Origin of the sequence: Clostridium sp., assembly GCF_036639235.1 — a bacterium.
Taxonomy (GTDB): Bacteria; Bacillota; Clostridia; order Clostridiales; family Caloramatoraceae; genus Clostridium_AB.
In genome coordinates this window covers 1-10,745 of the sequence record NZ_JAVWJB010000048.1, presented here as the reverse complement: position 1 = coordinate 10,745, position 10,745 = coordinate 1, and the positions used below count along the sequence as shown (strand labels likewise).

Sequence of the window (10,745 nt, the reverse complement as noted above, 5' to 3'; positions counted from 1 at the left end):
TTAGAATTCTGGTGGAAGTTCTATCATTTCGTTGTAATTGAATACTGGTCCATCGATACACATGTACTTGTTACCAACCTTACAGTGACCACACTTACCAATACCACATCTCATATGAGTTTCTAGTGATGTAAGTATGTCTGTTCCGTCCATACCAAGTTCCATAAGATCCTTCGCAACTGCCTTAATACGGCTAGGACTAGCACATACGATTGCAGCTGTGTTCTTCCAGTCAAGTCCAAGTCCTGGTAGTAGGTCATTTATACGTCCAACATGGGCATCAACTTCATCAGTTGGCTTTCCAAGAGCGTACATAACTTCTACACCCATTTCTGGGAACTTCTTAAGGTCTTCCTTAAAGATAAGTCCGCTGTATGATCCACCTGAAACGATGAATATAACTCTTCCGAACTTACTTCTTTCTTCCTTATCCATGATTCTCTCTAGTGGACATCTAACTGGCGCTAGACCAACACCACTACCGATTACTATAATATCCTTACCATAGTTCTCTTGATGAGGGAATCCCTTACCAAATGGTCCACGAAGACCAAGTTTGTCTCCTACCTTCATGTTATGAAGAGCCTTAGTTACCTTACCAACTCTCTTAACGTAGAATTCAAATGTATCCTTCTTAAAATCTCCAAATGGTATTGAAATAGCTATTTCACCAACACCGAATATAGTGATTTCATAGAACTGTCCTATAGCCTTATCAGCTATAAGTTCATGAAGTCTTTCATGTACTGTTATATCTTCAAATTGAAGAACAAATCTCTTAATGTCACGTGTTTCGTCTATTATTTCTTTAATAATAGCAATGTCTGGTATATAAACATCTTCACACTTACCATTAATATGGTGATGCTTTCTTTCTTCAATATGAATTGGGTGGTGGAATTCTTCTCCCTCATTTACATAATGGTCAATTCCATTTAGCTTATGAGTGATTCCATCCTTGTAGTCCTCTTGAATCTTGTTAACAGTTTCAACAATATCAATAAATGCAGGACATACGTCGATACATCTTCCACATCCTGTACATCCCTTATATCCGTATCTTTCTGGGATATACTTCATCTTATCAAGTATTCTGTATCTAACCTGAGCTACAGGATCTCTTGGGTTGTGGTCCCCTGCATTTCTTGTAAATGATGATGTTTGACATGAGTCCCAGCATCTAAATCTACTTCCCTCATTATCATGGTCCTCATCTATTACATTGAAACATGTACAAGTTGGACATACTGTTGTACAGCCTGTACATTGAATACAGTGGTTAGCATGCTGCTTCCAAATTGGATTATCAAATGTATGCTGCATAACCTCTTCAATCATATCAAGGTCTATATCAAGAGTAAATTTCTCTTCAACATGCTTTCTAGTGTCTTCCTTCTTCTCTACATAGCTTTCATCAGCTACAGTTAGAAGGTCCTTTATTGAGTCAATTATTTCTTGACCCTTTTCTCCCTCAAATTCAACTAGGTAAGTATCGTTCATAGGAGTTAATAGTACATCATATCCTCTTTCTGCAAATGGACCTACACCCATCTTCTTACAGAAACAGCTTTCTCCTGGTTGTACACAGTTAAGTCCTACTATATAAGCATATGGTCTTTTTTCTGCGTAAACATCATCCTTATATCTTTCCTGGAAGAATAGGTCAAGATATGGTACTGAGTATAAGTCACATGGTCTAACTCCAAAGTAAAGCTTCTTACTTTCGTCAACCTCTGGCTTATAAGTTTCTATTCTGTCCCCGATTTTCTTCCAGCTAAATAATTCTTCTTTTTGGTCAAATAAGAACTTCTTAAAAGGCATATTAAAGTTAATGTAGTTCATCATAAACTTACCTTCGTAAGGAACTAATTGAACTTCTCCATCCTGTGAAAGTGGAGCATATACCTTGAATAATTCTGCCCATGTATCTAGGGCTTTTCTTAAATCTTTTGCTTTAAGTATAAACATTAGTCCACCACCTCTATATTTACTGCACAAACCTTAAGTTCTGGTATTAAACAATCAGGGTCAAGGTTTGAGTTAGTTAGTATGTTTACAGGCTCCTCTGCAAAGTGCATAGGCATAAACAGTACTCCCTGCTGGATTCTATCAGTAACAATTGCTTCTGTAAGAATTGAACCTCTTCTTGAAGAAACTCTAATCTTCCAGTGACTCTTAGCACCGATTTTCTTAGCGTCCTCTGGGTGCATTTCAATGAATCCCTTTGGCTGCTCTCTATCTAGTGTCCATGAACGTCTAGTCATTGTTCCTGTATGGTAGTGGTTATGTGTTCTACCTGTTGTCAGGATAAATGGATATTCATCACATCTCATTTCACCTGGTGTTATATATTCATTAACAGTAAATTGTCCAAGTCCACGGGCAAACTTACCTCTGTGTAGGAACTTAGTTCCTGGGTGGTTAGCTGTAGTACATGGCCACTGTAGACCACCTTCTTTTTCAAGTCTATCGTAGCTAATACCAGCATAGCTTGGAACAACCTTGTTGATTTCTTCCATTATTTCTGATGGATCGTTAAAGTTAGCTTCTCCACCTAGACCATTAATAATATCTGCAACAATCATCCAGTCAGGTCTTGAATTTCCAACAGGCTCTATAGCCTTTCTTACTCTTTGAACTCTTCTTTCAGTATTAGTGAAAGTTCCATCCTTTTCCATAAAGCTACATCCAGGAAGTACAACGTCAGCTATCTCAGCTGTTTCAGTCATAAATATATCCTGAACTATTACAAGCTCGATGTTCTTAAATGCATGCTTAACATGCTCAAGGTCTGCATCTGAAAGTATTGGATTCTCTCCAACAATGTAAAGAGCCTTAATATCACCCTTTGATGCAACTTGCATCATTTCAGTAACAGTAAGTCCACGTCCATCTGCAAAGTCTTCTCCCCAAACAGCACCTATAGTGTCCTTTGTCGCTTCACTGTAGAACTTTTGGTATCCTGGTAGATTGTCAGGTAAACATCCCATGTCACATGAACCTTGAACGTTGTTCTGTCCTCTTAAAGGTAGAACTCCTGAACTTTCCTTACCAATTTGACCAGTAAGAAGTGCAAGGTTTGCAAGTGCACGAACTGTCTTAGTTCCTGTAACGTGCTGAGTTACACCCATTGCATAACACGTAACAGCATTCTTAGCTCTCGCATACACTCTAGCCATTTCACGTATAGTATCTGCTGGAATTCCAGTTATAGGCTCAGCCCACTCTGGTGTATATCTTTCAACAGATGCTGCGAACTCTTCAAAGTTCTCTGTTCTCTCCCCTATAAACTCTCTATTCTCAAGTCCCTCTGTAATAATTACATTAAGCATTGAGTTAACAAGAGCTAGGTTTCCACCTGGTCTAATTGATGCATAAGTATGTGCATAGTTAGATACAGGTATTCTTCTTGGGTCAGCTACTAGAAGCTTAGCCCCATTTTTCTTAACAGCCTCAGCTACTCTCATACCTATAAGAGGATGCTGTTCTGTTGTGTTTGAACCGATGATAAAGATAACGTCTGCATCCTTAACTTCATCGATTGAATTTGTCATTGCACCACTACCAAATGAAGTAGCTAGACCAGCTACTGTAGGAGCGTGTCAAAGACGGGCACAGTGGTCTATATTACGAGTTTTAATAACTCCTCTTGCAAGCTTAGCTATAAGATAATTATCTTCGTTTGTACATCTAGCTGAAGCAAGAACACCAACTGAGTCTGGCCCATATTTTTCTATTATGTCCTTAAGTGAACTTGTTACTTTTTCCATTGCGTGGTTCCAGTCTGTTTCGTGGAACTTTCCGTCTTCTCCCCTTACTAGAGGATTACTTAATCTATCCTTGTGCTTAACAAAGCTATACCCTTGCCATCCTTTAATACAAAGCTTCCCCTTGCTAACAACATGATCACTCTTAGGAGTTACCCCTAAGATATCATCATTTTCGACATTTAAGTAGAAATTACATCCACATCCGCAATAACCACATGTAGTAAGAACTTTTTTCAAGATTCTTCCCTCCCTAAAACATTTCAACTCTATTCTAACATTTTAGAGATTACATATAAACAATTTAGTTCAAAAAACCCCCTACTTTCATAATATTTTTCACTACCCATTTGTGTAGTTTTAACAAGAGAGTATTTTCTTTTTCTTTGAAAACCTTACCGCCATATTATTTATTTTTTAACTAATCCACCTATTAACTTGTAATAAAATTACAAATACCACTAAAATCAAGTGCAAATAGTGAATATTAGCACTTAAAATATCTTTTATTATTAGTATAGTTATTTAAAATACATATTTAGGTAGTTTTATATATTTCTAACTTAAAAATGTTCTGTATATTTCCACAAATTAATTGCTTATGTTTAATTTTATAAAGTTAAATTTTGTGTTAATACTTCGTAAAAATATACAAATTTTTTATATAAAAAGGATATTTTCTTATTTTGTCTAATAGTTAAATATATAACTTTTTTAATATTATTGAAACCTATTATGTTTCATAATTATGTATAATGATGAATAGATATAGTATGAAAACATTAACATATAATAAAAACCATTAACTATGGTATAATACCCTTTCAGGGAGGATGAAATATGAGAAATTTATTATTAATACTATTAGCTCTTATGCTAGTTGTATTATCATCATGCACCCCACGCAAAGAAAACTTAACAGGTGAGATTACAGTACCTAAACCATATACTGAAAATACTCTAGGAGGGACTCTTAAGGTTGCAAAACTTGACTCTAGCTACCCTATAACCCTAGATAATATAAATAATATTGGATTTAAAAAGGCAGTTCTAGAAACCGAAGGCCTTAGAGAAGATTCTGGTAATTACAAGACCAACTATAAACGTAAAAATAATATGATGAGAAATATCGATATGTTTCGAGAAGAGCATATACCCTATTATATAGAACTAACCTCAGGCCCTGGAATATCTAAGAACAGGACTAATATATCTCTTTATAATAATCGGGACAATATAGTATTTTTCTCTCAAATGGTACGGGAAACTATTAAACTAAATGAAAACAATCCCTACTTTAGTGGAATTATACTAAATATTAAACCAAATAACATTAATGAAAAAGCATATTACGAAACCCTTAAAGGGATTACAGATAGAATCATTAAGGATTATAGCTATCCTATTTTCATTACTCTAGATGGAAACTTTCTAAGTAGTGAAAATGCTAAATTACCTAACAATATATTTACTAGTGAACTTATAGGTTATAATGTAGACATGTCAATTGATTGTGATTCCTATCCAGGTAAGGGAACTATTAATGGTGTAGAAGGTAGTATATCTAAAAACAGTATTCTAGATAAATTAATTAACATAAAACAATCGGAAGAAGACTCTACTAATTTTATGGTATCCTATAAAAGCAAATGGAATGATAATTGTGATGTTCTTATTAAGGATATATTTGAAATTATGAAGATGCTTGGATTCCAATTTAATCTTTCCTACTCGAATACTAATAATGAATATGATTTTACTAATCACAAAAACATTCTTAACATAATACAAAAATTTTAAACTTTATCATTTTAGGTTGTTGGATATTCCAGCAACCTATTTTTTATTTTCCTAAAACAACATTAGCTTTACACATAAATAATCACATATTTTACCACTTTACAATACTATATACAAAATATAATTATTGAAAGGTGTGAATTAAATGCATAAAAATTTCGGAGGTAATACAGGATGTAGCTGTGCTCCTGGTATACGTTATTCACTACAAGCTATTAAAGATTGTATATGTATGTGTAAGGATTCTTCCTGTTTTGATGTAGTTATTAAAATTACTACTGTGTCAGGCTGTGTTAACACTATTACTCTAAATCCACATAACCTTAATTCATTAAAGCTATGTAGCGATTCTTTAGTTTTTAAAAATGATTTAATTATTCAACTTGAAGATATTTCAAAAATACAGGTTCTAACTAGTGATATTTGTAATAATAAATTCAAAAATTGTCTAATGTCTAAATTATCTAATCATAATCCATGCTGCATGGCTATGTCAATGGATGATTGTCATAAAACTGGGTGTGGCAATAAGCACAATCAAGGTAAATCACAGCCTTGTAGCCCTACATTAACATGTTTTTTAAATGAGCATCGTGACGACTTATCTACTCTACAATTTGAAGGTGCTTGTGGAACGCCTCATATAGTTCAAACAATTGATGATATAAAGAAAACCGAAGTTGTATCTGATGCGGTATTAAGCACTACATCCACTGTAGTACAAACTAATTTATCACTATCACCTGAGAATACTAGTGTTGTAGAGTCTGTTAATACAACTCCTATTGATGTTGTATCAAAAATTACAACTAAGGAGCAAAGTCTTGTTTCTTCTGTAGCCTCTCAAACATCTAATGCGCTTACAGGAATTACATCCACTCCGACTCAAGTAGTTCAATCAGTTAATTTCAACTCACCAGTTGATGTTTTAACAAGTGCTAAACTTAACACAAGTGATGTATGTGGCCCACTTACAACTGAAAGTGTTAATGTTACAACCTCCGCTGGAGTTCAGGAAGTAGCTAATGTAGCTACTAATGTTCAAACTACACCTTCAACAGTATTATCTGGCCTTGGAACTCCTTCTACTACTCCAGTTGTAACAGGATACCCAGCTCCTTCAACTGTAAATGCTATAACTGGATATGATGGGTCTGCATCTGTTATAGGAGGGGTTACTGGTGTAAATATTGTTACTCCTACATCTGTAGCTGTTCCAAATATAAAGAGTCTTGACTTATCTTTAGGTAAATTACAGGTTATAATTCCTAAAAATTCTATAGGTCAAAGTCTTCCAAATAGGGATCTAACTTATGATGTAATAATAGGTACTGAAGGTAATTCCGTTAGCCTTTTAGCACCTACCCAAGTTAATAATTATGTATCCCCTAATCCACTACTAGGAGTAGAAGGACGTCCTATCATTGAAACTGTTCCAACTGCTCCTATTGATGAACCTGTACTAAATGGACTTGGACGTGCATCTACTGCTAATGCTGTAACTGGATACCCTGCTGCTACTACTGCAAGTGTTGTTGGACAGGTAAATTCTACTCCAGTTACTATACCTACACTGGTTAGTCCTTCTAATGTACAAATTCAATCTATTACCTCTCCACCATCAGTGGTTGCAGCAGGTACTAGTCTATCTACTACTAATGCATCAATACTACCAGTTAATCCTCAAACACCTGTTAATAACACTACTGTAAGTGTTGTTGGAGAGCCTACCTCAGCTCCATTTGTTAACTCTGTTACTGGAACACCTACTAATGTAACTTTAATTAAAGATATCAGTCCAGATAAGGTTAATTCAGTAACAAGTGCTCCTAAAACAAGTGTTATTAAAAATGTTTCTCTTAACTCAAAAAATACCTGCGTATTAGATTCTGCTTCACTTGATATTTCAGAAAAATGCGTAGTTAAAGATATAGCCTTAGATGATGTATGTGTATTATCATCATCACCTGAAACTATTAATGGAAGAGTAATTGGTGTATGTGGAGGTATTATGACAGTTCTCGATGTGTCAGATGATATCCTAATATACTCACTGTGTAATATAGTTTCTGCAACTTCTTCATGTAATCCAAAATAATTTAACTCTATAAATAAAAATAGGGCTACAGCAATAAGCTGTAGCCCTTAAATTGTTGACAAACCAATATTTGAAAAAATATTGGTTTGTCTTATAAAAAAATTTAAATTCATGGTCAAGGGGGACCTGTGCCGCCGCAGACCATACCTATCAAGGGGTCAAGTGACGCTTTAGCGTCGCGCAGTAGCTTTAGCACCCCTTGGTAAACCTCATGAAAACCTGTTTTTCGTGACAGGCTGTTGACTTTGTCAATAGCCTGAAGGCTACAGCAATAAGCTGTAGCCCTATTAGTTATTATATTAATTTACCTGAGAATACCATAAACAGTACTATTATTCCTAGAATAATTCTATAGTAAGCAAATGGTGCAAGGCTCTTCTTCTTAACGTACTCCATAAATAATGCAATAACAAGTAGTGCAACTACAAATGAAACAACAGTACCTATTCCTAGAAGTACCCATTCAAATCCACTAAATCCAACTCCGATCTTAAGTAGCTTAAGTAGAGCTGCTCCACCTAGTGTTGGTAATGCTAAGAAGAATGAAAATTCAGCTGAAACCTCACGGGAAAGTCCCATAAAACGTCCACCGATTATAGTTGATGCAGATCTAGACATTCCAGGACAAAGTGCCATACACTGGAATACCCCAACCATAAATGAATCTCTTATAGTTAGGTCCTCAACCTTTTCACATCTTGAACCCTTGTTACTCTTATCTGATATAAGAAGTAATATTCCCCCTACAATAAGGGCAATAGCAACTATTTTTGAATTAAAGAAATTCGCTTCTATGTAATCATCAAAAAGTATACCTAGAATCCCTGCCGGTATAGCTCCAATTATAACCTTACCCCAAAGAGTCATTACTCTTCTTGACTGCTCTCTGTCGTTAAACTTAGGGAATAATCTACCCCAGAAGTAGAACACTACTGCAAAAATAGCTCCTACTTGAATAATAACGTTAAAGGCATTAGCAAACTCCCCTGTAAAGCTTAAACTATCACCTACTAATATAAGGTGACCTGTTGAAGATACAGGAAGAAACTCTGTAAGACCCTCTACAATACCAAGTAGAACTGCCTTAAATACCATAATAATCTCTATGCTCATTAAAAGCTCCCCTCCTTTTTGTACTAAACAATTATATCATATACTCTATATTATTATAATATTATCCATATTAAGCATGATTATGTTTATTTAATTCCGCCATGAATATATACAACTAAATTAATATTATGTTTCTTAACATAGGCTGGAATATCCACCCTTTCAAGGTTAGATTCACGTACATCTATTGAATGCATCTCATTAAAATTAGCATATAATAATGTCTCAAGTGAATTAGTAAATGAATTCCCTATAACAAGAACATTAGGTAAGTTACTTCTTCCTGTTTTCACTATATCCTTTGGCATATCTCCACCCATAAATGTAGAATAGGTTGATGGAGATTCTATTAAAGACTTATCTATTATATCTTGACCTATTTTTTCCCCTGTTATTCTCTCAGTAATAAGGTCCTTACTTGGCCTATATACCTTAAAGTCCTCCTTATTACTAACATTAAACTGAAGCTGTCTATTATAGCTACCGTTAAACTCATAGTAGGTATCAACCATAAGTCCGTTATATGGTTCAAGCTGATCCTCTATGCCCTGAAAATCCTTCTTTGCCTTGTTAACTATATATTCATATGCCTTATATGCCCCATCTATGTTCCAGTGATGGTCTGTTTTATAGTAATACTTATCACCAGTTAGGTCATCCTTAAAAAGCTCCCTAGCGTTAATATAATCAACCTTACTGCTAACAGAGTCTATTTGCTTTTCAAATTCAAATACCCTCTTCATATTATACTTAGCATACTCAGGAAGATTATTCATATTATAGTCCGAACTAATTGGAGCATACATGTTATACATTTTAACACCCATACCCTCTAGTGAAGCGTTAAGGGAAATAATAAATTCATTCTTCTTCTTAACAAACTCCTCTAGCTTATCAGTCTCTAACTTCTCATCCTCATAAAGCCTTCCATTATCACCAAGATAAAACCCATTAATCTTATCCCTGTTTAAAACATAGAAATTAAGCTTTAAATAACTTCCTACTATATCATCCTTAAAAATATACTGATCCTTACGATACTCCTCATATTCAGTAAAGAATTCACCACTTAAAACCCCATCTAAACCTAATTTAGGCATTTGTCTTAATCCTCTATTTTCTATCTCTGAATACTCCCTATCAGCTTTAAATCCATCATATATAGCAAGTGGAAATATAACTATTAAAAAAAGTACAGTAAGTATTGCGTATTTAGTGTATTTAATCATATTTCCCTCCTAAAATCTAAAATATATAAACGGATTATAACTTGAATTAACAAGTAGCATTACAGCATAATAAAAAATAATACTTAAAGTAATAGGGGTAACCACCATAGAACCTATACTTGATACTACCTTAATCTTAGAGTTTTCTATAAACGTAAAACCCTTCATAATTATAGGAGTTGATAACACTATTCCTAGCAGCATTTCTATCCAGTAATTAGATATATAGAATAAATCCATAGATGAATATAGGGGCGCATCTGTTAAAAAGAACATTCCCTTAATATATTCTATAGCACCTGTTAAACTAGATGATTCGAAAATAACCCATCCTATCATAACTAAAAGCATAGTATATACATGGTGAACCCATATAGGAAGCTTTCTCATAAGCTCTAGAATAAACATTTTTTCCATGGCTATAATAACCCCAAAGTATAATCCCCATACAACAAAGTTCCATGCAGCACCGTGCCAGAACCCAGTTAGTGACCATACAACCATTAAATTAAATAAATTTCTCACATAAGAGCATCTATTTCCTCCAAGGGGAATATATACATAATCCCTAAAGAAGCTTCCAAGTGACATATGCCACCTTCTCCAGAACTCAGAAATACTCCTACTTATATAGGGATAATTAAAGTTCTCAAGTAGCCTAAACCCAAACATAGCAGAAAGTCCAATTGCCATATCTGAATACCCACTAAAATCAAAATATATTTGAAGTGTATAACA

General features: G+C 34.5%; 7 protein-coding genes. 2 read left to right on the top strand and 5 right to left on the bottom strand.

Going from position 1 to position 10,745, the window contains the following annotated elements:
• Both RR539_RS09385 and fdhF read right to left on the bottom strand, forming a co-directional pair.
• On the bottom strand, positions 1–1,968 hold the full coding sequence (locus RR539_RS09385; RefSeq protein WP_332473764.1) for a 4Fe-4S dicluster domain-containing protein: 1,968 nt from the start codon (positions 1,966–1,968) through the stop codon (positions 1–3).
• Positions 1,968–4,010 carry a formate dehydrogenase subunit alpha gene (gene fdhF / locus RR539_RS09380; protein ID WP_332483828.1) on the bottom strand — a complete coding sequence of 681 codons (2,043 nt, stop codon included), beginning with the start codon at positions 4,008–4,010 and terminating at the stop codon, positions 1,968–1,970. Before fdhF ends, RR539_RS09385 begins: the two co-directional genes overlap by 1 nt.
• A gap of 597 nt (positions 4,011–4,607) precedes the next feature.
• Here fdhF and RR539_RS09375 point away from each other — a divergent pair.
• Positions 4,608–5,567, top strand: a complete 960-nt coding sequence (locus tag RR539_RS09375) for a hypothetical protein (RefSeq protein WP_332473763.1) — start codon at positions 4,608–4,610, stop codon at positions 5,565–5,567.
• A gap of 145 nt (positions 5,568–5,712) precedes the next feature.
• On the top strand, positions 5,713–7,665 hold the full coding sequence (locus RR539_RS09370) for a hypothetical protein (RefSeq protein ID WP_332473762.1): 1,953 nt from the start codon (positions 5,713–5,715) through the stop codon (positions 7,663–7,665).
• A gap of 294 nt (positions 7,666–7,959) precedes the next feature.
• Here RR539_RS09370 and RR539_RS09365 read toward each other — a convergent pair whose 3' ends face one another.
• The 3 genes from RR539_RS09365 to RR539_RS09355 all read right to left on the bottom strand — a co-directional run.
• On the bottom strand, positions 7,960–8,778 hold the full coding sequence (locus tag RR539_RS09365; RefSeq protein ID WP_332473761.1) for an undecaprenyl-diphosphate phosphatase: 819 nt from the start codon (positions 8,776–8,778) through the stop codon (positions 7,960–7,962).
• An 86-nt stretch (positions 8,779–8,864) separates the two neighbouring features.
• On the bottom strand, positions 8,865–10,007 hold the full coding sequence (locus tag RR539_RS09360; protein ID WP_332473760.1) for a DHHW family protein: 1,143 nt from the start codon (positions 10,005–10,007) through the stop codon (positions 8,865–8,867).
• A gap of 9 nt (positions 10,008–10,016) precedes the next feature.
• A partial coding sequence (locus tag RR539_RS09355; protein WP_332483805.1) for an MBOAT family O-acyltransferase occupies positions 10,017–10,745 on the bottom strand: 729 nt, incomplete at its 5' end.